This window comes from Streptomyces sp. NPDC041129 (assembly GCF_055592265.1).
In genome coordinates this window covers 190,027-213,119 of record NZ_JBVIYV010000010.1, presented here as the reverse complement: position 1 = coordinate 213,119, position 23,093 = coordinate 190,027, and the positions used below count along the sequence as shown (strand labels likewise).

Here is a 23,093-nt window from a genome sequence, read left to right as displayed (position 1 = left end):
CCCGCCCCGCGCGTCCCCGTGGCCCGGCCGGCAGGAAGGTGAGACCCGCATGACCCCTCAGCCATCAGCCCTCCGCTTCGGCTACGGCACCAACGGCCTCACCGACCTCCGGCTCGGCGACGCCCTCGCACTCCTCGCCGATCTCGGCTATGACGGCGTCGGACTGACCCTCGACCACATGCACCTCGACCCGCTCACCCCGAGCCTCGCAGGCCGCACCCGGCAGGTCGCCCGCCGCCTCGCCGAACTGGGGCTCACGGTCACCGTGGAGACCGGCGCCCGCTACGTCCTCGACCCGCGCCGCAAGCACGGCCCCTCGCTCCTGGACCCGGACCCGAGGGCGCGCGTCCGGCGCGTGGACCTGCTGCTGCGCGCGGTGCGGGTGGCGGCCGACCTCAACGCGCACGCGGTGCACTGCTTCAGCGGAATCGTTCCGCCGGGCAGTGACCCCGCCACGGCCTGGCCCCGGCTCGCCGCCGCCCTCGCACCCGTCGTGGAGGCTGCCACCGACGCGGGCGTCCCGCTCGCCGTCGAACCCGAGCCCGGCCATCTGCTGGCCACCCTCGCCGACTTCCACCACCTGCGCGGCCTGCTCGGCGACCCGCCCGCCCTCGGCCTCACCCTCGACATCGGCCACTGCCAGTGCCTGGAACCCCTGCCGCCCGAGGACTGCGTGCGCGCCGCCGCGCCCTGGCTGCGGCACGTCCAGATCGAGGACATGCGGCGCTCGGTCCACGAGCACCTCCCGTTCGGCGAGGGAGAGATCGACTTCCCGCCCGTCCTCGCCGCCCTCGAATCGACCGGCTACCGCGGACTGACGGTCGTGGAACTGCCCCGCCACTCCCACGCCGGCCCCCGGTACGCGGAGGTGTCCCTGCCGTTCCTGCGCGCCGCCGCCACCGGGGACCCGGACACCGCGGCCCTACCAGAAGGGAGCACCGCATGAACACCCACCCCGTCGCGGAGACCGGCCCCGAGGCCCTCCGCGACCACCTCGACACCCACCTCGACCCTGACGCCCGCGCCTGGTTCCACCAGGCCATCGAGGAGGCCGCCGCCCACTCCGGCGGGCGCGGCCCGATCTCCGTGTGGGAGCTGCGGCTCGCGGAAGCGGGCCGCCGCTGCGGCACCAGGCACGCCGACGCCGTCCGCGTCGTCATCCTGCACGCCGCCCGCGCCGACACGATGGTGCTCAGCCGCGTCTACCACCAGGGCACCGCCGCCGAACGGCGGGCCGTCCTGCACGCCCTGCCCCATCTCGTCCCCGGCCCCGACGCCGTGGCGCTGGTCGAGGACGCCCTGCGCACCAACGACACCCGGCTGGTCGCCGCCGCCCTCGGCCCCTACGGGGCCCGCCACCTCGACCCCCACACCTGGCGGCAGGCCGTCCTCAAGTGCCTGTTCACCGGCGTCCCCGTCGAGCTGGTCGCCGGTCTCACCGATCGGGCCCGCGGCGACGCCGAACTCGCCCGCATGCTCGCCGGCTTCGCGGCCGAGCGCACCGCCGCGGGCCGGCCCGTGCCCAGCGGCCTCCACCACGTACTGACCCTGGCCGCGCAGCCCCGCGAGGAGTCCTGATGCGCCTGTTCGACCCCCACATCCACATGACCTCACGCACCACCGACGACTACGAGGCCATGCGCGACGCGGGCGTCCGCGCCGTCGTGGAGCCCTCGTTCTGGCTCGGCCAGCCCCGCACCTCGCCCGCCTCCTTCCTCGACTACTTCGACTCGCTGCTCGGCTGGGAGCCGTTCCGCGCCGCCCAGTACGGCATCGCCCACCACTGCACGCTCGCCCTCAACCCCAAGGAGGCGAACGATCCCCGCTGTCTGCCCGTCCTGGACGAACTGCCCCGCTACCTCGTCAAGGACCACGTCGTCGCCGTCGGTGAGATCGGCTACGACTCCATGACCCCGGCCGAGGACAAGGCCCTGGCGGCACAGCTCCAACTCGCCGCCGACCACGGACTGCCCGCCCTGGTGCACACCCCGCACCGCGACAAGGCCGCCGGGCTGCGTCGCACCCTCGACGCCGTCCGCGAGTCCGCCCTCGCCCTCGACCGCGTGCTGGTCGACCACCTCAACGAGACGACCGTCGAGGAGGCGAAGGACAGCGGTTGCTGGCTGGGTTTCTCGGTCTACCCCGACACCAAGATGGACGAGCGCCGGATGGTGGCGATCCTGCGGACGTACGGCCCCGACCGGGTCCTGGTGAACTCCGCCGCCGACTGGGGCAGGAGCGATCCGCTGAAGACCCGCCGGGTCGCAGACCTGATGCTCACCGAGGGCTTCACCGCGGACGACGTCGACCGGGTGCTGTGGCGCAACCCCGTCGCCTTCTACGGCCTCAGCGGCCGGCTGGACCTCGAGACCGGACCACCGGAGGCCACCCACGAGGGCAACTCCCTGCTACGCGGCGGGGAGTGACGGGCCATGCGGCTGCGACACCCCGACGGCACCACCGTCCACCTCGTCTACTGCACCAACGTCCACCCCGCCGAGACCCTGGACGGCGTCCTCGCCCAGCTCCGCGACCACTGCGAGCCCGTGCGCCGCCGTCTCGGCCGCGACCGCCTCGGCATCGGCCTCTGGCTCGCCCGCGACGCCGCCCGCACACTGGACGGTGATCCCTCCGCCCTGCGCACCCTGCGCCGCGAACTGCGGCGGCGCGGCCTGGAGGTCGTCACCCTCAACGGCTTCCCGTACGAGGGGTTCGGCGCCGCCGAGGTCAAGTACCGCGTGTACCGGCCCGACTGGGCCGACCCGGAGCGCCTCGCCCACACCACCGCCCTCGCCCGGATCCTCGCCGCGCTGCTCCCCGACGACGTCACCGAGGGCAGCATCTCCACCCTGCCGCTGGGCTGGCGCACCGCCTGGACCGCCGACCGGGCCCGCGCCGGGCACCGGGCCCTGCTGACCCTCGCCGAGCGCCTGGACGCCCTGGCGGAGCTGACCGGCCGTTCCATCCGGGTGGGCCTGGAGCCCGAGCCCGGCTGCACCGTGGAGACCACCGGCGACGCCCTCGCCCCGCTCACCGCCGTGGGACACCCCCGCATCGGCGTCTGCGTGGACACGTGCCACCTCGCCACGTCCTTCGAGGAGCCGCGCGCCGCGCTGGACGCCCTCGCCGCCGCCGGCGTACCCGTCGTCAAGTCCCAGCTCTCCGCGGCCCTGCACGCCGAACACCCGGCCCGGCCGGAGGTCCGCACCGCCCTCGCCGCCTTCGCCGAGCCCCGTTTCCTGCACCAGACCCGCACCGTCACCGAGACCGGACTGCACGGCACCGACGACCTCCACGAGGCCCTCGGCGGGGACACCCTGCCCTCCGGCACCCCCTGGCGGGCCCACTTCCACGTCCCGCTGCACGCGGCCCCCGCAGCACCCCTCACCGCCACTCTCCCCGTGCTCGGGACCGCGCTCGCCCGGCTCGTGGGCGGCCCCCGCCCGCTCACCCGGCACCTGGAGGTCGAGACCTACACCTGGCAGGCGCTCCCGCCCGAGCTGCGCCCCCGCGCGCGCGACCGGCTCACCGACGGCATCGCCGCCGAACTCGCCCTCGCCCGCGACCTGCTGACCGACCTCGGCCTGAAGGAGCTGCCATGACCGCGACCGGCCGGCCAACCCCGCTGCTCGTCCTCGACGTCGTCGGTCTCACCCCGAAACTGCTCCGCCACATGCCGCACCTCGAGGCGCTCGCCGCGGCCGGCTCCCGGGCCCACCTGGGCACCGTACTGCCCGCCGTCACCTGCGCCGCCCAGTCCACCTTCCTCACCGGCGTCCCGCCCGCCGAGCACGGCATCGTCGGCAACGGCTGGTACTTCCGCGAACTGGGCGACGTCCTGCTGTGGCGCCAGCACAACGGGCTGGTCGCCGGGGACAAACTGTGGGACGCCGCCCGCCGCGCCCACCCCGGCTACACCGTCGCCAACATCTGCTGGTGGTACGCGATGGGCGCCGACACCGACATCACCGTCACCCCGCGCCCCGTCTACTACGCCGACGGCCGCAAGGAACCCGACTGCTACACCCGGCCGCCCGCCCTCCACGACGAACTCACCGAGAAGTTCGGCACGTTCCCGCTCTTCCGCTTCTGGGGCCCCGGCGCCGACCTGGTCTCCAGTCAATGGATCATCGACGCCACCCGGCACGTCATCCGCACCCGGCGACCGGACCTGACGCTCTGTTATCTCCCTCATCTCGACTACGACCTCCAGCGCCACGGCCCCGACGACGCCCGCGCCCTGCGGGCGGCCGCCGACCTCGACGCGGCCGTGGCCCCGCTGCTGGACGACGCCCGGGCCGAGGGCCGTACGGTCGTCGCCCTGTCCGAGTACGGCATCACCCCGGTGAGCCGGCCCGTGGACATCAACCGGGCCCTGCGCCGCGCCGGCCTGCTGGAGGTGCACACCCAGGACGGCATGGAGTACCTCGACCCGATGGCGTCACGCGCCTTCGCCGTCGCCGACCACCAGATCGCCCACGTCTACGTCCGCCGCCCCGAGGACCTCGCCGCCACCCGGGCCGCGCTCGACGGACTCCCCGGCATCGGCGAACTCCTCGACGACGAGGGCAAGAAGGCCCACCACCTGGACCATCCACGCGCCGGCGAGCTCGTCGCCGTCGCGGAACCGGACTCCTGGTTCACGTACTACTACTGGCTGGACGACGACCGCGCGCCCGACTTCGCGCGGCTCGTCGAGATCCACCGCAAACCCGGCTACGACCCGGTCGAGCTGTTCATGGACCCGCTCGACCCCTACGTGAAGCTCCGGGCCGCCGCCGCCCTCGCCCGCAAGAAGCTCGGGCTGCGCTACCGCATGGCGGTCGTCCCCCTGGACCCCTCACCCATCCGCGGCAGCCACGGCCGGCTGCCCACGAGCGACGACGACGGTCCGCTCCTCCTGTGCTCCACCCCCCGCGCCGTCGGCGACCGCATCGCGGCCACCGACGTGAAGTCACTCCTGCTCCGTCTCGCCGGTCCCGGCGCCGACGCCCCGTCCTGAGGAAGGCATCCGTGAACAACACCCATGACACCGACGACCAGTTGCGCCGCAGCCTCGGCATCGGCCGCCGCGGCTTCCTGAGCACCTGCACCGCCGTCGCGGCGGGCGCGATCGCCGCGCCCGTCCTCGGCGCCGCTCCGGTGCACGCCGCGCCCAGGACGGCGTCCTCCGGCCGCGGTCACACGCTGGTGCCCGCGGACAAGCGCGGCATCATCCTCTACACCGTGCGCGACGCGATCGGCCGCGACCCGCTGACCACCTCCCTCCCGTCCGGCTTCCGTGCCGTGTTCGAGCAACTGGCCCGGTTCGGCTACCGCCAGGTCGAGTTCGCCGGCTACGGCCAGCACGCCAACGCGCCCGGCGGCGCGAACCTGGAGTCCGTCGAGGGCGCCAGGCTGCTGCGCCGCTGGCTGGACGACAACGGGCTGCGCGCCCAGGGCAACCACGGCTTCATCCCCGGCTCCTGGCCGCTCGGCAGCACCGACCTGGACACCTTCAAGAAGCACCTGGAGATCGCCAACATCCTCGGCATGGCCCACGTCGGCACCGGTGGTGACCCCACCAGCAGCTCCTACAAGGCCGACTGGGACGTGGCCGCCGACAAGTGGCACGCCCTCGGCGCGCTCGCCCGCCGCGAGGGACTCAAGCTGTACACCCACAACCACGACGCGGCCTACGGCTTCCTGCTCGACGGCGGCCCGCTCGACGGCCAGGGCCGCCCGACCCGCAGCTCCGGCATCCGCAAGCTGGAGTACTTCCTGTCCATCACCGACCCCAAGCTGGTCTGGCTGGAGATGGACATCTTCTGGGCGCACGTGGCCCAGTACAAGTTCCGCACCTGCACCGCCCACGACGGCTCCACCCTGACCGACGTCTTCGACCCGGCCGGCCTGGTCGAACGCCACGACAAGCGCTACCCCCTGTTCCACGCCAAGGACGGCGTCGTCAACAACACCAACGGGATGGGCTACGACATGGTCCCGTTCGGCACCGGTGTCATCGACTACACGACGTTCTTCTCCCGTGTCGGCCACCGGGATTACCACAACCCGATGGTCGAGCAGGACAACGCCCCGAGCGGCACCGACCCGGGCCAGTCCCTGGCACACGCCGCGATCGGCTACCGCAACCTGGCCGCCCTGCGCCGCTAGCGGCGGGCCACGGTGGAGGGGCGTGCCGAAGCCCGGCACGGTCCTCCACCGCCCCCCGGCGGACACCGTCCCGGCCCCCCTCTGTCGGGCCCGACCCACCGGCCTTACACTGCCCATCCGCAGACATGTGGGGACAGTTGACGGGGGGAGCCGCCATGTCCGGAAATCCGTACGGCCCGGGACCGGGATTCGCCGTACCACCCATGCCCCAGGCACCACCGCCCGCACCACCCGACGGCCTTCGGGCGGCCGCCGTCGCGGTGCTCAACCTGAGCGGCCTCGGCCTCGGTTACGCCCTGGTCCGCAAATGGCTGCCGATGGCCGCCTGCTGGGTGGCGACCGCGGTGCTGCTGTTCGTCGCCCTGCCCGCCGACGCCGACGGCGTCCCCGGAATCGCCCTCGCCCTCTACGGCGTACTGCTGCTGCTCGCTGCCGTGCACGGCGCGGTCGTCGGACTGCGCACCCGGCTCACCGGACCGGCCGGCGCGCCCCTGGCCCTGTTGCTCGCCGTGCTGCTGCTCGCCGTCCCGGCGGGCAGCGCCCTCTGGTATCAGGACGCGCGCGAGGAGGCCGTGCAGCAGGCGCTCCTGGACCGTCTCGAACGGGCCGACCACCTGGTGACGGCGGCCGGCCGGCACTCCTTCGCCACCTCCCGGTCCGACTACCGGACCGCCCTGGAGGTCTACCGCGACCTCGCCGTGGACCACCCCGGCTCCCGCGCGGCCGGCCTGGTCCCCGACCGCATGCGGACCTACTACACGACGGTCGGCGCGGCCTACGGTCACCAGGACTACTGCGCGGCCGTCGAGCCGCTCACCTACCTGCGCACGGTGCCCCGCACCATGCCGAAGCGGCAGCTCGGCTCGCTGGCACGATGGCCGGACGACCGCCTCGCCACCTCGCTGTACGAGTGCGGCTCGGCAAGCCTGACGGACGGTGAGGCGGACTGGGTGACGCGCTTCGGCGACCTGCTGACCACCTTCCCGCGGTCCGCCCCGGCGGCCAGGGTGGCGCCCGCGGTGGACGCGGCGGTACGGAAGGCCGAGAAGGGCGTCCGCGGCGGGGAACCCTGCGCGGCCGTCGAGCAGTTGAACAGCCTGAACAGCAGGATCACCGACCTGGCACGCAGCGCGGCCGACGCGGCGGACGACCTCACCGAAACCGCCGGCCGGGCGGGCCGCAGCGGGAACGCGGGGCAGTACTCCTGCGGCGTCGACCAGTTCAAGGACGGCGACTTCGAAGAGGCGCAGAAGACGATGGAGGACTACGCCGACGGCAACAAGCACGGCGGGAACCTGGAGCGCGCCAAGAAGATAGCCATCGGCGCCGAGGTGGCCCGGACGCTGCCGGCCGCGGGGAGGAAGCTCCCCACCACCGCCTCCGGCGGCAGCATCTCCGTCACGGTCAAGAACGACAGCCCCGACGACGTCACCGTCCTGTACACGGGACCGGTCACCGGCAGCTTCACCCTCAAGGGATGCGGCGGCTGCAAGGCGTACTCGCTCACCGACACGATCATGACCGGCTTCAAACCCTGCCACGACAGCGGCCGGCACTACCCGCAGCGCACGCTCAGCCTGCCGGTCGGCACCACCTACTTCGTGCACAAGCCGAACGGCGCCGGCACCGCCACGCCCGCCTCCGACACCGCCACGCTCCGGCCCGGGTACATCTACACGGAATGCGCCTACACGACCCGGACCCTGGGGTCCAGTTACTGACCGCGCGGGGCGGGCCGGGCCCGCCCCGCGTCCGGCCGGTACCGTCAGCGCTGCCGGGCGGCGCGGCGGCGGACCGCCAGAACAGTGCCCGCGCCGAGGACCACGGCCCCGGCCGCCGCCCCCGCCAGCGGCAGGGCGGACCCTGCGCCGGTGTTCGCCAGCCCGCCGCCGGTGGCGGCCGACCCCGTGGTGCCGGTCGTGGCGGTGCCGCCGGTGCCACTCGCCCCGGAACCGGAGGCCGAGCCGCCGGTGGTTCCCGTGCCGGAACCCCCGGTGGAGGACGCCGAGCCGCCGCCCGTCGTGGAGCCGGCGCCGGTGACGTCGAGCAGGATGTCCGCGGTGTCGTTCGCCTTGTGGGTGTCGAACGGCCTCGGCTGCCCGGCGAGCGCCACCGAGCCCTTGGCCCCCGGCACCGACTTGTCGATCCTCAGCTTGAACCGGTAGGTCTCGCCGCCGCCCTCGTTGATCCAGGCCTGGCTGGTGCCGCACTCGTACGTGCCCGACCCCAGGCTCTCGCAGAATCCGTCGGTCTTGGTGACCGACGTGCCGGCCGGCATCTTCACGCGGACCCGGGTCGCCCCGGCGCCGATCTCACGCAGCACCCAGCCGGGCCCGGCGTTGGTGAACTTCACCACCAACTGCACCGTGTCTCCGGCCCGGCCCTTCAGCCGGGCTCCGCTCACCTGGAAGTCGGCCGTGTTCCTCGCGGTCACCTTCACGGTCGAGGCGTCCCAGCCGGGGTGCCGGGCGCTGCCCGGGGCGGCCGGCGTCTCGTCGGGCCGCTCCACCAGCTTCAGCGCGGGCCCGGTGCCCTGCACCGGCTCGGAGGCGCCGTCGCCCGGCCCGGTCTCGGCGCTGTCGACCGTCACCCGCAACTCGTCGTAGAGGGCGTGGTCGAGCGCCTTCAGGGGCAGGGGCCGCTCGGGGGCGTAGACGACGCCCGGCTCGACCGTCTGGTCGAACTCGCAGACCACCACCGAGTGGCTCGGCTCCTCGTCGAAGGCGGTGATCTCGTAGCGGGAACAGTTGGAGGGCACCTCGGTGTGGGCGAGCCCGCGGGTGACGGAGTACGACATCCAGACCTTGCCGAGCGCCGCGGTACCTGTGTTGGTGAAGGAGGTGGGAACCGTGAACTCGCTGCCGGGCCGCAACCCGTCGATCGGGGCGATCTTCCCCAGGACCAGGGCGGGTTCCGGGTCCGCGGCACCGGCGGGGGCGGCACCGAGGGCGATCAGGGCGACGGCGCCGACGGCACCGGCGGTTCGGCGCGTCGCACGGGGGCCGGAGAGCGTGGGGGGCATGGAGTCCTCGTGGGTGGAGCGGCTGTTGCGGACAGGTGAACCTGGAGGGAACGCGCGTTCCCGGAAGGAAGACCTCCATGACCGGCCGAGGGTTGCACACGGAACCGGACGGTTACGGCACGCCGGGTGCCGTCAGTCCCCGGCCTGGTGGACCAGCCACTCCAGGGCGCCGGCCGCTCCGGCCAGCACCGAGATGTGCCCGTCGGCAGGCCGCGGCCGGAGTTCGGCGGAGGGACAGCGGCTCGCCAGCCACTGTCCGTGGGCGAAGGGGACGACCCGGTCCCGCCCACCGTGCAGGAGAAGCACCGGAGCGGTGACCGACGCCGGATCGCATCCCCACGGACGGACGTAGGCGAGATCGTCGTCGATGAGCCCGCCGGGACCCGCGGCGACGGCCGGCCGGACGACCTTGTCGAACCAGGACCAGTCCCCGGCGAGCGCCGCGTGGTCGGCCGGCGTGAACATCTCGGGGTCGTACTCCGCGTCCGCCTCGTGCCGTTCCTTGGCCTCGCGGCCCGCCGCGGCCGCGGTGAGCGAGGCACGGCAGGACGGGGCCATGCCCGCGAACCAGTCCAGCCCCCCGGCGCCGAACGGGGCCGGGCCCGACACGGCGACCACGCCGAGCACACGCTCGCGCAGCACCGCGGCACAGGCCAGGGCGTGCGAGGCGCCGCCGGAGTGGCCCATGACCGCGAACCGGCCGAGGCCGAGCGCGTCGGCGACCCGGCGGGCGTCGTCGGCGGCCGACGCGACGGTACGGCCGGGGACCGGGGTCGATCCGCCGTACCCGGGCCGGTCGTACGACACCCAGCGGATCCCGAGCCGGGCGGAGACGGCGAAGAGCGGCTCGGGCGGCAGGCCCACGTTGGGGGTGCCGTGCTGCCACAGGACGGGGATACCACCGGTCCCGGTGTCGTAGACGTGCAGCCTGCGGCCGTCCGGCGAATCCACGCAGGACTCACCGACTCGAACGTTCTCCATGGTGCGGCTCCTCCCGGAGGGGCGCGGACGCGGACACTGCCGTACTGACCCCGCGGCCCCCCGGAACTCATCGCTCCTCAGGCGCCCACCGCACGCAGCGCCTGCGCGGGCCGCCCGGCGGCTCCACGTGCCAGCCACTCCTGGTACACCGGGGCCTGACGGGCCGCCTCCCAGTACGCCTCCTCCAACTCCACGCAGCCGGAGCTGAGTTCGTCCGCCGTGCGGGCCGCGAGCAGCAGCCGTACTCCTATCGGGTCACCGTGCAGGGGCCGGATGACCAGGTCGGAGCGGGGCGGGAGCGCGGTCGGCTGGCTGACCGTGACCACCTCGCCGATGGCGGCCAGGAAGTAGGCGGTGAGGTAGTCGCCGTGCAGCAGGTCGGGCTCGATCCCGGCGGCACGCAGCACCCGGCACACCCCGTCCCACTCGCCGTCGACCGTGGCGTCCACCATCCAGCGGTCGTGCGCCAGGTCCGCGAGACGCACCTCGCTCCGGGCCGCCGCGGGGTGGTCGGCGGCCATGGTGACGAACTGGGGCTCGCGCTCCACCAGGACCCGCAGACACAGCCCGTCCGGGACGCGCAGCGGGCTGCCCTCGACCTCGTGCACGAACGCCAGGTCGAGCCTGCCCTCGGCGACCTGCCGAAGCAGGGCGTTCGCGGACACGTCCATCTGCAGGCTGGGCTCGACGGCCGGGACGCGGGCCCGCAGCCGGCTGAGCCAGCCCGGAATCGCCCGGCTGGCCGTGGCACCGATGCGCAGCCGGCGGCCGCTCGCCGCGCGTGCTGCCGCGGCCCGTGTCTCGGTCACGATCGCGGTGAGTTCGGCGACCAGTGGCCGGGCGCGGCTCACCACGATGCGTCCCAGCGGCGTGGGGCGGCTGCCCGTACGGTCGCGGGTGAAGAGCCGGCCGCCCAGCAACTGCTCGATACGGCGCAGCTGGGTGCTCAACGAGGGCTGGGCCATACCCAGTTCACGGGCCGCCTTGTGCAGGCTGCCGGTGTCGGCGATGGCGCACAGCACGCGTAAGTGCCTCACCTCGAGCTCCATGCGCGGAGCGTAAGGGCTGGGTCTGATGAGGCGCCAGATGTTCAAACGCCAACGGAACAGCACGAGTCGCCCTGATAGCCGTGCGCTATCCCCAGTTGCCATCATCCGCGCGACCTCCGGGCTGACCCAGACTCTTGGGCGACCGATCGTTCACCACCCCACACGAACGAGTAGGAGCCCCCCACATGACGTCCACCCGTACGTCCTCCACGTCCGCGAAGGCCTCCAGGAGACTGCTGGCGCTCGGCCTGGGCGTGACGTTCGCGGCCCTGGGCGGCGCGATCCCGGCGAGCGCCCAGACCACCGGCTCCACCGCCACCGTCCGCGCCGGCTACACCGGTTCGGCCCACGAGGCGGCGAACAACAAGGCGTTCTTCGAGGCCGTGCTCGACTCGGTCGCCAAGAAGCAGGCGGCGCACCCGAACCTGCAGTCGGTGACCGTGTACTACAACGCCTCCCAGGCGCCGACCTTCCGCTCCCAGATATCGAGCGCCGCCTCGATCTGGAACAGCTCCGTGAGCAACGTCAAGCTGCAGTCCACCACGGGCGGCGCCGACTTCTCGTACTACGAGGGCAACGACTCCCGCGGCAGTTACGCCTCCACCAACGGCCACGGCAGCGGCTACATCTTCCTCGACTACGCGCAGAACCGGCAGTACGACTCCATCCGGGTCGCCGCGCACGAGACCGGTCACGTGCTGGGGCTGCCGGACCACTACAGCGGCCCGTGCAGCGAGCTGATGTCGGGCGGCGGACCCGGCACCTCCTGCACCAACCGCTACCCCAACTCCACCGAGCGGGCGCGCGTCAACCAGCTGTGGGCCAACGGTCTGGCCAAGGCCCTCGACAAGCTCAGCAAGGTGCGCTGACACCCAGGGGAATCCTCCGCCCCCGCTGGAAGCGGGCCGTGCCACCGGCGGCACGGCCCGCTTCGCCGTGCCGCCCCGCCGCCTTCCGGTCGCCGGTGACGGTACTAGGCGTGTTCTCCCGCCCGCCGCGGGCGCGGCCGGTTGAGTTCCGCGGTCAACAAGTGCGCGTCGAGCAGCGCGACGTCAGCGGTGCGGGCGGCCCGGGAGTGGCCCGCGAGCATGCGCTTGGTGAGCGTGACGGCCTCCGGCGAACGCCGGACGAGCGGCCTCACCCATGCCTGGACGGCGGCGTCCAGCTCGCCGGGCGGCGTGACCTTGTGCAGAAGGCCGAGCCGGTGCGCGGTGGCAGCGTCGAAGATGTCGCAGGTGAGCATGAGTTCACGGATCCGGGCGGCACCGCCCTCCACGATGAGCCGGCCCATCGCGCCTCCCCAGGCCGGCGGCAGCCCCACGCCGATCTCGGGCATGCGGAACCGGCAGGTGTCGGCGCCCGCGCGCAGATCGCAGAAAGAGGCGAGCGCGAGGCCGGCGCCGATGACCCGGCCGTGCAGCCGGGCGATGGTGACGGCGTGGGTGTTCTCCAGGGCGTCGCACACCCGGTGGGCCTTGTCCGCGATCCGGCGCATGAGAGCCCCGGTCGGGTCCTCCTCCAGCGCGACCCGGTACTCGTCGCGGTCGGCGCCCAGACAGAAGTCGTCGCCGGCGGCGGACAGCACCAGCACCCGGACGTCGGGGCGGTCGTGCAGGCCGTGGAGGAGGTCGGCGAGGTCGTCGAGGGCGGCCACGGTCAGCGTGCTGTCCCGCCCCGACGGGTTGAGCCTTACCCGCAGGACCGGCCCGTCCTGCTCGGCGTCCAGCGCCTTGCCGTGGAACGCGGCGGCGGGGGAGGGGGTGATGATCTCGGTCATGAGAGGGCGACGTCCAGGTTCAGCAGGCGCCGGAAGGCCACACGCGGCGCCCACGACGGCCGGCGCACGAGGGTCAGGCCGGGGAAGCGCCGGACCAGTTGGTGGAGCAGGGTCTGGGCCTCGAGGCGGGCCAGCGGCGCGCCGAGGCAGTAGTGGATGCCGCCGCTGAAGGACAGGTGCCCCGGTTTGCGGTGCAGGTTGAACAGCTCCGGGTCGGCGTGCCGGGCCGGGTCGCGGTTGGCCGCGCCCACCATGAGGTGGACCATGTCGTCCTCGCGCACCTCGGTGCCGCCGAGCACGCAGTCCCGGGAGGCGACGCGGCTGATGACGTGCGTGGGCGGGTCGTAGCGCAGCGACTCCTCGACGGCCGCGGGGACGAGGTCGGGACTGACGGCGAGCCGGTCCCACTGCCGGGGGTGTTCCAGCAGCAGCAGGACCGTCGTCGACAGCAGCGTGGACGTGGTCTCCAGCGCGGCCAGCAGGAAGAACAGGGCCAGGTGGTAGACCGCTTCGTCGGCCTTGTCGCGGTCGCTCTCCATGCCGTCCCACACCGCGATCCAGCGGGACACGGGGTCGCCACCGGGATGCGCCCGCCGGTCGCGGACCAGCGCGGTGAAGTAGCCGCGCAGCTCGGCCGTGGCAGCGTCGGACAGGGCCAACTGGCTGGCCGAGGGCAGCAGTTCCTGGGTGAAGACCTGGTCGTGGGTCAGCTCCCGCAGCCTGGGGAAGTCGGCTGGGGGCAGCCCCATCCAGTGACCGATGGTGGCCACCGGCAGCTCCTCGGCGACCAGGGCGTTGAAGTCCGCCTCGCCGTCGCGCAGCCGCTCGGCGAACGTGTCGAGGAGTCCGCCGGTGATCTGCTCGACCGCCCCGCGCAGGCCCTCCAGGGAGGTGCGGTCGAATATGCCGGCCGACCGGCGCACCCAGGTGTGGTCCGGAGGGTTCAGCGCGGGCAGCGTCCTGCTCATCTCGCGTGAGGAGGGCGCTGTCCAGCGTGTTCCGTCTCCCTGCTGCTCCCGCCAGCGCGTGTCGGGTTCCAGCCACTCGCGGCCGCGCAGGACCTGGTCGCACAGCTCGAAACCGGTGACGAGGTGACCTCCCCACGGTGCCGCGACCACTCCGCCCCTCGACCGAAGCTCCGCATAGATCGGGAAGGGGTTCGCCTGCCCTTTCGCCGTCCGCAGCCGGGAGAACAGCGAGACGGCGAAGCGTCTGTCGGCGGGCGGAGTTGTCGCGATCTCCACGACGGTCCCTTCTTGATCGTCAGCACCGGGCGCGCCATGCATACCCAACCGATGGCTGATACATACAAGATGACTATGCGCGGCGCGAGTTGCCTACGTCACTCTCCCCTGGTCCATGCCATGAACCGGCTGAACAGACCGGGCCTCGCCTTGGGCGCGGCGGGCGCCGCCGCCTGCGGAGAGGGGCTCGGGACCCGGTGCGCGGTGCTCGCCGCCGGCTGGGGCTCCGGCGGCCCCGCGGGCGTCAGGCTGCGGGGCGTGAACCGGACCGGGAGGTTCACCAGGGACCGGCTCCAAGGGGCCGGCACCCAGTTCAGGTCCTTGAAGGGAACCCGGACCTCGACATCGGGCAGCCGGTTGAGCAGCGACTCGACGGCGGTGACCGCGATCACGAACGCCGGGTCCTTGGCCGGGCAGGCGTGCGGCCCCGCCCCGAAGGCCAGATGGGCCTTGGCGCTGAGCTGTTCGCGATGCTTGGCCAGCCGGGGGTCGGTGTTGGCCGCGGCGAAGGAGATGAGCACCGGGTCGTTGGCCCGCACCGTCCTGGCACCCAACTCCACGTCGTGGGTGGGGTAGTGGGCGGCGTAGTTGGCGATCGGCGCGTAGTTCCACAGCACCTGGGTGACGGCGTCCTCGACCGGCAGGCCGGTCTGCCAGTCCTCACCGAGGATCAGGGCGCCGGCGCTGCCTATGGTCGCCGACAGGGGAGCGGTGCCACCGGAGAGCAGGGTCACCAGCTGGTGCAGCACCTCCTCGTCGGTGAGCTGCGCCGAGTGCTCCATCAGACGGGTCGTCAGGTCGTTGCCGGGCCGGCGCCGCTTCAGCGCGATCAGCTCGCCGAGTGCCTCGCCGAGCACCTGGTCCGCGCCCGCCGTGCCGTCGAAGATGCCGCTGATGCCGACGATGACACGGTCGCCGATCTCGGGCGGGCAGCCGAACAGGTCGCTGAAGACCAGCAGCGGCAGCGGCTGGGCGTACTCGGCCATCAGCTCGGCCTGTCCGAGCCGGTCCGAACTGAACCGGCTGATCAGGTAGTCGGCCGACTGCTGGGTCTGCCGCACCAGCTGGAGTTCGTTGACGCCGGCCAGACTGTCGGTGACCGCCTGGCGCAGCCGGGCGTGCGCCGCCCCGTCGCTGAACAGCGCGTTGGGCCGGTACCCCATCATGGGCAGGGCCGGGCTGTCCGCGGGCACGCGTCCCTCGTTCAGCGCCCGCCAGCGCCGTGAGTCCCGGACGAACGAGGCCGGGTTCTGCAGGATGTACAGGGCGGCGTCGTAGCTGGTGACCAGCTCGACCTCCACCCCCGGGGCGATGTCCACCGGTGCGCTCGGGCCGAGGCGGCGCAGCTGTTCGTAGTGGGCGTCCGGATCGGAGCCGAACTCGGGCCCGTAGAGCGGGACGTTGCCGTGCGCGGGGCAGCCGGGCGGTGGCCCCTGGATGCCGGGAGGCTGCTGCATGTGGGGGTGGCTCCTAGTCGAGAAGGGACAGAAGATGGTGGACGAGCGTGATCAGAGCCTGTGCCGACGACTGCTGGTCGCGTACGTCGCAGGCGACCACGGGGGTCCGCTCGGACAGGTTCAGCGCCTCGCGGATCTCCGCGAGCGGGTAGTCGGTCGTGCCGTCGAAGTGGTTGACGCCGATGGCGTACGTGAGGCCGAACCGCTCGACCAGGTCGAGGACGGGGAAGGAGTCCGACAGCCGCTCGGGGTCGACGAGGACCAGCGCGCCGAGCGCGCCCCGGGACAGCTCCTCCCACATCTCCTTGAAGCGCTCCTGACCGGGCGTGCCGAAGAGGTAGAGCACCACCTCGTCGCTGATGGTCAGGCGGCCGAAGTCCATGGCGACCGTCGTGGTGGTCTTGTCCGGGTTTCCCGACAGGTCGTCAAATCCCACACTGGCCTCGGTGATCTCCTCCTCGGTGCGCAAGGGCTCGATCTCGGAGATGCTCCCGATGCACGTGGTCTTCCCGACCCCGAAGTGCCCCACCACGAGGATCTTGACCGCGGTGAGAACACCTGAATCCAGGTACACGAATCACGCTCCGAATCGGGCTTTGAGGCCGTCGAGTACGGCGTTGAGCACTTCCCGGTCGACGCGTTCGGCGGGTGGAACCGGCTTACGCGCGATGATGTGACCGCTCTCCTCCATCTGCGCCAGGAGAATCCGTACGATCCCCAGGGGCAGATGGGTGTGGGCGGCCACTTCGGCCACGGAGAGAAAGCCCTCCGCCACCAGTTCCAGAACCCGGCGCGCCTCCGGTGAAAGGGTGCGCACCGAAGCGGCGGCACCCTCTTGCGCGGACACCAGCGTGGTGCGCTCGTAGGTATTGTCCGGTGGCAGGGCCCGCCCGTTCGTGATCACGAAGAGCGGGACTAATGCCGAGGTCAGCTCGAGTTCCTCGTGCGGCTCGTCATTCACGTACGGCTCGCCTCCCCGCGTGGTGCCAGATATCCGTTCAGCCGCGGCACCGCCTGATGCAGACGGGTGGTGAACTCCTCGATATCGGCCTCGTGTTCGGCGGCCGCGGCCAGGAAGGCGCCGTGCCCGGCCGAGATCAGGAAGATCCAGCCGTGCTGGAACTCGATGACCGTCTGCCGCCACTGGGCAGCCGGATCCGGCCCGGCGAACTGAGAGGTGGCCCTGCTGTAGGCGTGGATGCCCGTCATCGCCGCCGAGATGGTGTCCGCCAGGTCCTGGCTCATGCCCGTGGTGGCGCCGCGGGGCAGGCCGTCGTGCCCCAACAGGACGGCGTGACGGGCGCCTCGCACCTCACCGATCGCCGCGTCGAGGTCCGCGATCGGGATCCCCGTGCCGCCCACCGCCACATGAGGGGCTCCGCCGGAAGGTCCGTCGGCGCTCTCCGCGTGCACGCGCGGCGGCGAGGTGAGGTTGTTTCCGAGCCGGGCGACGAGCCGGTGCATGCGGAAGGAGATCTGCTGCATGTCGACGTCGGGCGCCGCGGCCGCGGCGAGATAGGCGCCCTGGCCGGCGCCGATCAGGAAGATCCAGCCGTGCGAGAACTCGATGATCGTCTGGTTCCACTGCCTGTCCGCCCCGGGCCCGGCGAAGTGGGAGGTCGCCCGGCTGAGCGACTGCATGCCCGCCATGGCGGCGGAGATCGTCCGCACGTCCTTCTGTTCCATGCCGTCGGTCGCGCCACGGGGCAGGCCGTCCGCGGACAGCAGGACGGCGTGGCGCGCCTTCGGCACGTTGTTCACGATGTCCTCGAGCATCCACGACAGGTCTGTGGTCATGCGTCATCGGACCCTTCGGACGGCGCGGAGGCGAGATTGCGGCCCGAGAGCGTGCCGCGCTGGAAGGCTCCCAGGCTCCGGCCGACGGCCCGGCCGGCGTCCTCCGGCGCCGGGGCGGGCGACGTGGTGGCGTCCTCGTCGGGAACGCTGGCGATGGGCACCTGACGGGCGCCCCGCCGGGGCAGGCCGTGCGCGGTGCGGGCCACCGTTTCGGGCCGGCCCACGCTGCCACGGATACCGCTGACCTGGGGCTCCTCGGGCACCGCCGGCTCCTCCTCGGTCCACAGCTCCTCCGGCAGCAGGACGACCGCCCGCACGCCGCCGTAGCGGGAGACGCCGGTCACGTCCACCCGGAATCCGTACTGCCGCGCGAGCAGGCCGATCACCGGGAAACCGAACTTCGGCTGGTTGCCGAGGTGCGAGAGCCGGGGGCTGAAGTCACCGGAGAGCAGCGCGGAGGCCTTCTGGCGGTCCTCGTCGTTCATACCGACACCGGCGTCGTCGATGACGATGCACAGGTTCTTCTGCACCCGCTGGAAATTGACCTCGATCGGCGAACCCTGCTGGGAGAAACTGGCAGCGTTGTCAAGAAGTTCGGCGACCGCGAGGGCGACCGGGGAAACGGCTGCCGCCTTCAATGCGAGACCGGTCTGCTGCATGATTTCGACGCGCCGGAAGTTTCGAATCTGACCCTGGGCGCTGCGCACCACGTCATAAACGCTCGCGGGCTTATTTCGGCGGCCCAGCGGTGCACCGCACATCACGGCAATACCCTGCGCCTTGCGCGCCATCTGCGCATTGGCGTGACTGACTTCGAGCAGATCGCTCAGTACGGAATGGCCGCCATATTTGCGCTGAATTTCCTCGAGCAGCGCGAGCTGTTCCGCGGCAAGGCTCTGCAGAAAGCGCGCCGATCCCTTGAGGACGGCCTTGGTGCTTTCCTCGGCCGCTTCCTCGGCGTCCGCGATGGTCTTGTCGTGCTCGGCTCTGTGCCGCTGCAACTCTGCGCTTAAAGCGGCCAGTTGGCTGTCGGCCGCGCTCAGTTGCCGGGAGAGCTCGGCCTCGGCCAGGCGCTTCTTCGCGGCTATGGCCTTGTTGCGGCGACTGAGCGCGAGTGCCGCGGCAACGGCTATGACCGCCACAGCGACCAGGCACCAAACGAGTGCGTCTCGAAACATGGATACCTTTCCTATGTGTAGCCCGCAACCATCGGTGGACGGACATCGGGGGAATCCGTGACACAACCGCTCGGAACGACTCGGCCGACTTCGGGTCGAGAAGCCGGTCCCAGTGCAGCGCTCGAGCCGAGTGGACCAAGGTCGCAGACGCGGGGATGCTATCACTGCCTTGGGGAATCGATTGCACGCCTAGTGGCTGTATCGGGCCGGTCCGGAGCACTGGTCGCGCCTGTTCTGTGGGCGTACCGGTTGCCGTGCGCGGGCCCGGTAACCGCCGGTTGTTCGCCGGTCCGCCTATTGAATGCGCGGCGGCCGTCATTTTCCCGACATCTCCGCCGGACTCATTGGTCTTTGTCGGACTTGGGATGGCGCGCGCCCGTATACGACTACGACCGTCGCGGACTCGCTGCCGTCGTACGCATCAGGCGCCGGTCCATGCCCGTCCGGGCCCGTCCCAGGTCCGAGCCCTGCGCGAGGCGGTCTCGTACGCGCAGGCCGTACGCGGCTTCAGTACAGGGTCTGAGGCCCGGTCACCGGTCACCGGTCACGCGGCCCGGCATCGCCGGCGCCGGAGCCGTTCCGGTCGGCCAGCGCCGCTCGCATCCGGCACAGCCTCTTGTGCTGGAGGTTGCCGTAGGGAATGAACCAGCCGAGGAAGACCACGGTGAGCAGCGCGAAGCCCAGGGTCTGGCGCGGCCCGGCGGTCAGCGCGGTCAGCGCCGTCACCGAGCAGAACAGCAGGGCGAGTACGACCTGAGCGGCGACGCGGTGCCGGGTGCGGTGCAGGCGCTGCTCCAGCAGGGCGCGCATGCTTTCGCGCTCCGCGGGATCGGTGGGGACCTCGCCCCTGCGCAGCCTGCCGTCGAGGCCGGCGAGCCGGTCCGTGGAACCGCCGGCCGCACGCTTCTCCCTGCGGCGCGCCGTCACCACCACGGCGATGCCGCCCAGCGAGCACAGCGCCGTCCGCGTCAGGACCGAGGCGACCGAACGCGACGGGTACAGAAGCAGGATCAGGGCGCTCGCGAGGAGAACGGACAGCAGGATCTGGACCCACAGGTGCCGGCTCAGGAAGTCGTTCAGGCGTTCCACGGTCGCCTCCCGGCCTCAGCGGCGTGGCCGGCGGCGACCGGCCACCCGGGCGGTCAGCGCCACGGCGAGCAGGACCCAGGCCACCGCGCTGTACACCCAGGCCGTCGTCCCGCGCACCGCGCCGACCACGCTCCACACCGCCCAGAGGGCGAGGACGGCGCAGCCCGCCGTCCACGCGATGTCGGCGATCCGGGCGCGCAGCTGCGCGCGCTGCGCGGTGCCCGGTTCGAGGTCACCGAGCCCCTGGTCCGGCGATGTGCCGCGCGACGTCACGACCGGTCTCCTCCCGTTTCGGCGTCCGAGGCCTGTCGCGTACCCCGCCGCGGCGGGAGCATGTCGTCAAATGCCGTACCCAATACGGAAGTTGGTGATCCGGTTCGAGGTTCCGCCGCCCGGTCGCCCGGCCCCTCACACCCTGCTCGACGTGGCCGTGTCCGCGGACAGCCGCTGGGCGGCGTAGATCGGCACGACCGAGATCAGGACGAGGACGGCGGCCACTACGTTCACCACGGGTGCCTGTTGCGGCCGGGTCATGTTGTTGAAGATCCAGATGGGCAGGGTCTCGATGCCGGGGCCCGCGGTGAAGGTCGTGACGACGATCTCGTCGAAGGACAGGGCGAAGGCGAGCAGGCCCCCGGCCAGCAGGGCGGAGCGGACCAGCGGGAAGGTGACGTCGGCGAAGGCGCGGAAGGAGCTCGCGCCGAGGTCCATCGCCGCCTCCTCGTACGACGCGGCCGTACGCCGCAGCCGGGCCACGACGTTGTTGAAGACCACGACGATGCAGAAGGTGGCGTGGCCGACGATCACGGTGAACAGGCCGAGGCCCACGCCGAGCGGCTCCAGGACGGTGCCGAACGCGGAGTTGAGCGCGATGCCCGTGACGATGCCGGGCAGCGCGATCGGCAGCACCACGACGAAGGACACCGTGCCGCGGCCGAAGAAGCGGTACCGGGCCACCGCGAACGCGATCAGCGTGCCGAGGACCAGTGCGATGGCCGTGGCGCCGAGTCCCGCCTTCACCGACACCCACACCGCGGCCCGCGCACCGGAGTTGCCGGCGGCCACGGACCACCAGTGCAGGGTGAGTCCGGGTGGCGGCCAGCTCGCACTGCGGTCCGGGCTGAGGGAGTTGACGAGGACGAGCAGCAGCGGGACGTAGATCATCGCGAAGCCGAGTGCGGCGCCCAGGCGCAGGGCGATCCGCGCGGTGCGGCCGAGATGCATGGCGCTCCTCCTCTACAGGTTGTTCAGGGCGCCCGTACGGCGGATCGCCAGGAGGTACAGGACGATCACGACCACGGGGACGGTGCCGAGCGCGGCGGCCATGGGCAGGTTCAGTTCGATGTTGGAGTACACGAGGTTGCCGATCAGCTGGGTCTTGCCGCCGACGATCTGCACGGTGATGTAGTCGCCGAGGCTGAGCGAGAAGGTAAAGACCGATCCGGCGGCGACCGAGGGCAGCACCATGGGCAGGACCACCGAGCGGAAGGTGCGGCCGGCCCGCGCGCCGAGGTCGGCCGAGGCGTCGAGCAGGTTGTCCGGGAGCTGCTCGAGCGCCGTGTGGACCGGCAGGATCATGTACGGCAGCCACAGGTAGGTCAGGGTGAGCACGGTGGCGGGCAGGCCGAAGCCCGGACCGCTCAGCCCGAACGGCCGGAGCATCCAGTCGGCCAGGCCGCCCTCGGCGAGTATGAGGCGCCACGCGTACACCTTGACCAGATAGCTCGCCCAGAGCGGGGTGAGGATGGCGACCACCAGCAGCGGGCGCCACCTGGGCCTTGCCACTCGCGCGGTGCAGAAGGCGACCGGGAAGGCGATCACGGCGCACAGCACGGTCACCGCCAGGGCGACACCGACACTGCGCAGGACCACCTGCCGGAACACCGGTGTGGTGAACAGGGCGTGGAAGTTGTCCGTCGACCAGACCTTCACCACCTGGGAGGTGAAGGAGTCCGTCGTCCAGAAGGCCGAGACGAACAGGACCGTCAGCGAGCCGAGGTAGAGGACGGCGAGCCACAGCAGCGGGGCGGTGAGCAGCAGCGTCAGGCGCAGCCGGGGCCGTCGGTGCAGTGTCCCGGCGAGCCGCCGGACGGTGCCCCGTCCGGCGGCCGGAGTAACATCGGTCGTCACCGCTCAGCCCTTGATCTCGGTCCAGGCCTGCACCCACTTGGCGTACGGCACGCAGCGGACGTCGGTACGGCCGTCGAGGCACTGCTCGATGGGTGTGTTCCAGAAGGCGATGTTCTTCCAGTAGCCCTCGTCGGAGGCGTGGTAGGTCGCGCAGAAGGTCTTGTCACCGGTCTCGGAGCAGGCCTTGGCGTTGGCCGGGGCCTCCCCGAAGTACTCGGCGACCTGGGCGTTGACCTTGGGGGAGACGATCCAGTCGAGCCACTTGTAGGCGCAGTTGGGGTGCTTGGCCTTCGCGGAGACCATCCAGGTGTCGGACCAGCCCGTCGAACCCTCCTTGGGGACGACCGCCTTGACCTTGGCGCCCTCGTCGGCGGCGAGGCCGGCGATGACCTGCCAGGTGGTGCCGACCACGGAGTCCCCGCTCTTGAAGGCCGAGACCTCCTTGAGGTAGTCGCTCCAGTACTCGCCGATGTCGCCGTTCTGCTTCTTCAGCAGCGACACGGCGGCGTCGAACTGCTTCTGGTCGAGCGCGTAGGGGTCCTTGATCTTCAACTCGGGTTTGGCGGCCTTGAGATAGAGGGCCGCGTCGGCGATGTAGATCGGTGAGTCGTACGCGGTGACGTGCCCCTTGTACCGCGCGGCGTCGTCGAAGACGGCCGACCAGGAGGTGGGCGCCGGGCTCACCTTCTCGGTGTTGTACATCAGCAGGTTGGCGCCCCGGCCGTGCGGGATGCCGTACATCTTCCCGTTCACGGAGTTCCAGGAGCCGTTCTTCAACCCGCCGAAGACGTCCCTGTAGTTGGGGACGAGCGCGGTGTTGACCGGGGCGGCGTCACCGGAGGCGATCAGGCGCAGAGAGGCGTCACCGGACGCGGAGACGGCGTCGTACTCCCCGGTCTTCATCAGCTTGACCATCTCGTCGGAGCTGGCGGCCACCTTGGAGTGGACCTGGCAGCCGGTCTGCTTCTCGAAGCCGCTGACCCAGTCGACCTTGGGGTCGTTGGAGCCGTCCTCGACGTATCCGGCCCAGGCGATCAGATTGACCTGGCCCTCGGTCCGGCCCAGTTTCGTGGGCGCCTTGAGGTCGGGCGGGTTGAGACCGGTGGCGGCGGATCCGCCGGAGCCGGAGGAGTCGCAGGCGGCGGCGAGCAGCAGCGCGGCGGCGCCGGCGGCGGTCTTCAGGGTACGGGTGAGACGCACGACGTTCTCCAGGAGT

Annotated in this window: 23 protein-coding genes; 8 read left to right on the top strand and 15 right to left on the bottom strand. The window is 71.9% G+C overall.

The annotated features are described in order from the left end of the window. Nucleotides 1–49 precede the first annotated feature (49 nt). The 7 genes from ACZ6B1_RS28290 to ACZ6B1_RS28260 all read left to right on the top strand — a co-directional run bounded on the left by ACZ6B1_RS28290 (nucleotide 50) and on the right by ACZ6B1_RS28260 (nucleotide 7,874). The gene (locus ACZ6B1_RS28290; RefSeq protein WP_468782916.1) at nucleotides 50–946 is read left to right on the top strand and encodes a sugar phosphate isomerase/epimerase family protein; all 897 of its coding nucleotides are present in this window, start codon (nucleotides 50–52) and stop codon (nucleotides 944–946) included. After that, the gene (locus ACZ6B1_RS28285; protein ID WP_468782914.1) at nucleotides 943–1,578 is read left to right on the top strand and encodes an EboA domain-containing protein; all 636 of its coding nucleotides are present in this window, start codon (nucleotides 943–945) and stop codon (nucleotides 1,576–1,578) included. The genes ACZ6B1_RS28290 and ACZ6B1_RS28285 overlap by 4 nt, the downstream gene beginning before the upstream one ends. Beyond that, nucleotides 1,578–2,426 carry a TatD family hydrolase gene (locus ACZ6B1_RS28280; RefSeq protein ID WP_468782912.1) on the top strand — a complete coding sequence of 283 codons (849 nt, stop codon included), beginning with the start codon at nucleotides 1,578–1,580 and terminating at the stop codon, nucleotides 2,424–2,426. Before ACZ6B1_RS28285 ends, ACZ6B1_RS28280 begins: the two co-directional genes overlap by 1 nt. Before the next feature lie 6 nt (nucleotides 2,427–2,432). Then, a complete protein-coding gene (gene eboE, locus ACZ6B1_RS28275; protein WP_468782910.1) occupies nucleotides 2,433–3,602 on the top strand; it encodes a metabolite traffic protein EboE in 1,170 nt (389 codons plus the stop codon). Further along, nucleotides 3,599–5,002, top strand: coding sequence for a nucleotide pyrophosphatase/phosphodiesterase family protein (locus tag ACZ6B1_RS28270; protein WP_468782908.1), 1,404 nt, complete (start codon nucleotides 3,599–3,601; stop codon nucleotides 5,000–5,002). The genes eboE and ACZ6B1_RS28270 overlap by 4 nt, the downstream gene beginning before the upstream one ends. 11 nt (nucleotides 5,003–5,013) lie before the next feature. Continuing rightward, a complete protein-coding gene (locus ACZ6B1_RS28265; protein ID WP_468782906.1) occupies nucleotides 5,014–6,153 on the top strand; it encodes a sugar phosphate isomerase/epimerase family protein in 1,140 nt (379 codons plus the stop codon). A gap of 203 nt (nucleotides 6,154–6,356) precedes the next feature. After that, nucleotides 6,357–7,874, top strand: coding sequence for a hypothetical protein (locus ACZ6B1_RS28260; protein ID WP_468782904.1), 1,518 nt, complete (start codon nucleotides 6,357–6,359; stop codon nucleotides 7,872–7,874). Nucleotides 7,875–7,918: 44 nt separating this feature from the next. On the opposite strand, the gene ACZ6B1_RS28255 is transcribed toward ACZ6B1_RS28260, so the two are convergent. The 3 genes from ACZ6B1_RS28255 to ACZ6B1_RS28245 all read right to left on the bottom strand — a co-directional run bounded on the left by ACZ6B1_RS28255 (nucleotide 7,919) and on the right by ACZ6B1_RS28245 (nucleotide 11,205). Then, nucleotides 7,919–9,175 (bottom strand): hypothetical protein, encoded by a 1,257-nt coding sequence (locus ACZ6B1_RS28255; RefSeq protein ID WP_468782902.1) that lies wholly within the window; start codon nucleotides 9,173–9,175, stop codon nucleotides 7,919–7,921. Between the two features lie 132 nt (nucleotides 9,176–9,307). Then, nucleotides 9,308–10,156: an alpha/beta fold hydrolase gene (locus tag ACZ6B1_RS28250; RefSeq protein ID WP_468782900.1), complete on the bottom strand. Its 849-nt coding sequence runs from the start codon at nucleotides 10,154–10,156 to the stop codon at nucleotides 9,308–9,310. 77 nt (nucleotides 10,157–10,233) lie between these two features. Then, complete coding sequence (locus tag ACZ6B1_RS28245; protein WP_468782898.1) at nucleotides 10,234–11,205, bottom strand: LysR family transcriptional regulator; 972 nt, start codon at nucleotides 11,203–11,205, stop codon at nucleotides 10,234–10,236. 185 nt (nucleotides 11,206–11,390) lie between these two features. Here ACZ6B1_RS28245 and snpA point away from each other — a divergent pair, with 185 nt between their 5' ends. Beyond that, entirely contained in the window at nucleotides 11,391–12,074 is a 684-nt protein-coding gene (gene snpA, locus ACZ6B1_RS28240; RefSeq protein ID WP_468782896.1) for a snapalysin, read from the top strand. 104 nt (nucleotides 12,075–12,178) lie between these two features. Here the strand turns inward: snpA and ACZ6B1_RS28235 are convergent, their stop codons facing one another. The 12 genes from ACZ6B1_RS28235 to ACZ6B1_RS28180 all read right to left on the bottom strand — a co-directional run bounded on the left by ACZ6B1_RS28235 (nucleotide 12,179) and on the right by ACZ6B1_RS28180 (nucleotide 23,077). Beyond that, on the bottom strand, nucleotides 12,179–12,982 hold the full coding sequence (locus ACZ6B1_RS28235) for an enoyl-CoA hydratase/isomerase family protein (protein WP_468782894.1): 804 nt from the start codon (nucleotides 12,980–12,982) through the stop codon (nucleotides 12,179–12,181). Then, a complete protein-coding gene (locus ACZ6B1_RS28230) occupies nucleotides 12,979–14,226 on the bottom strand; it encodes a cytochrome P450 (protein ID WP_468782892.1) in 1,248 nt (415 codons plus the stop codon). Before ACZ6B1_RS28230 ends, ACZ6B1_RS28235 begins: the two co-directional genes overlap by 4 nt. 98 nt (nucleotides 14,227–14,324) lie before the next feature. After that, the gene (locus ACZ6B1_RS28225) at nucleotides 14,325–15,683 is read right to left on the bottom strand and encodes a cytochrome P450 family protein (protein WP_468782890.1); all 1,359 of its coding nucleotides are present in this window, start codon (nucleotides 15,681–15,683) and stop codon (nucleotides 14,325–14,327) included. Nucleotides 15,684–15,696: 13 nt separating this feature from the next. Then, nucleotides 15,697–16,257: a GTP-binding protein gene (locus ACZ6B1_RS28220; RefSeq protein ID WP_468782888.1), complete on the bottom strand. Its 561-nt coding sequence runs from the start codon at nucleotides 16,255–16,257 to the stop codon at nucleotides 15,697–15,699. A gap of 3 nt (nucleotides 16,258–16,260) precedes the next feature. Further along, on the bottom strand, nucleotides 16,261–16,644 hold the full coding sequence (locus tag ACZ6B1_RS28215) for a DUF742 domain-containing protein (protein ID WP_199209304.1): 384 nt from the start codon (nucleotides 16,642–16,644) through the stop codon (nucleotides 16,261–16,263). Next, complete coding sequence (locus tag ACZ6B1_RS28210) at nucleotides 16,641–17,480, bottom strand: roadblock/LC7 domain-containing protein (protein ID WP_468782887.1); 840 nt, start codon at nucleotides 17,478–17,480, stop codon at nucleotides 16,641–16,643. The genes ACZ6B1_RS28215 and ACZ6B1_RS28210 overlap by 4 nt, the downstream gene beginning before the upstream one ends. Beyond that, nucleotides 17,477–18,658 (bottom strand): ATP-binding protein, encoded by a 1,182-nt coding sequence (locus ACZ6B1_RS28205; RefSeq protein WP_468782885.1) that lies wholly within the window; start codon nucleotides 18,656–18,658, stop codon nucleotides 17,477–17,479. The genes ACZ6B1_RS28210 and ACZ6B1_RS28205 overlap by 4 nt, the downstream gene beginning before the upstream one ends. Nucleotides 18,659–19,195: 537 nt before the next feature. Beyond that, nucleotides 19,196–19,747 carry a hypothetical protein gene (locus ACZ6B1_RS28200; protein ID WP_468782883.1) on the bottom strand — a complete coding sequence of 184 codons (552 nt, stop codon included), beginning with the start codon at nucleotides 19,745–19,747 and terminating at the stop codon, nucleotides 19,196–19,198. Nucleotides 19,748–19,762: 15 nt separating this feature from the next. Beyond that, nucleotides 19,763–20,020: a hypothetical protein gene (locus tag ACZ6B1_RS28195; RefSeq protein WP_468782881.1), complete on the bottom strand. Its 258-nt coding sequence runs from the start codon at nucleotides 20,018–20,020 to the stop codon at nucleotides 19,763–19,765. 135 nt (nucleotides 20,021–20,155) lie between these two features. Further along, nucleotides 20,156–20,971 carry an ABC transporter permease gene (locus ACZ6B1_RS28190; protein ID WP_468782879.1) on the bottom strand — a complete coding sequence of 272 codons (816 nt, stop codon included), beginning with the start codon at nucleotides 20,969–20,971 and terminating at the stop codon, nucleotides 20,156–20,158. Between the two features lie 12 nt (nucleotides 20,972–20,983). Continuing rightward, entirely contained in the window at nucleotides 20,984–21,877 is an 894-nt protein-coding gene (locus tag ACZ6B1_RS28185) for an ABC transporter permease (protein ID WP_468782877.1), read from the bottom strand. A 3-nt stretch (nucleotides 21,878–21,880) separates the two neighbouring features. Beyond that, nucleotides 21,881–23,077 carry an ABC transporter substrate-binding protein gene (locus ACZ6B1_RS28180; protein ID WP_468782875.1) on the bottom strand — a complete coding sequence of 399 codons (1,197 nt, stop codon included), beginning with the start codon at nucleotides 23,075–23,077 and terminating at the stop codon, nucleotides 21,881–21,883. Nucleotides 23,078–23,093 lie beyond the last annotated feature (16 nt).